Below are 283 nucleotides of genomic sequence, written 5' to 3'. Positions count from 1 at the left end.
GCGGGCGGCACTGCGATAGCCGGCAAGCATCGCGTCGTGTACGGCAAACGCCTCGCGCAGTGCGAGCGCCCCGCCTTCGCAGTCGAAATCGTCGTAGCGGTAGCCGCATCCGCCCAGCAGGTCCGAGTTGTGCACGAGCGGATAGCCGCCGTGCAGCGCCTCGTAATAGAGGTAGTTCTGCGCGTTTTCCCAGTGGTGCGAGACGACCGCGTCGGCCTGCTGCGTGAGAATCTCGTAGACGGGCAGACGCGGCTCGAAGGTGGCGCGCCCCTGCGTGACCAGA

The 283-nt window shown here is 66.8% G+C and carries 1 protein-coding gene; it reads right to left on the bottom strand.

The annotated features are described in order from the left end of the window. A partial coding sequence (locus PXJ20_RS33095; protein WP_421057534.1) for a DUF2827 family protein occupies positions 1-283 on the bottom strand: 283 nt, incomplete at both ends.

The sequence above is a fragment of the Paraburkholderia sp. A1RI_3L genome (genome assembly GCF_048957895.1).
Lineage (GTDB): Bacteria > Pseudomonadota > Gammaproteobacteria > Burkholderiales > Burkholderiaceae > Paraburkholderia > Paraburkholderia kururiensis.
Note: the sequence above shows the minus strand (reverse complement) of the source record. Positions and strands in the feature narration are given on the sequence as shown.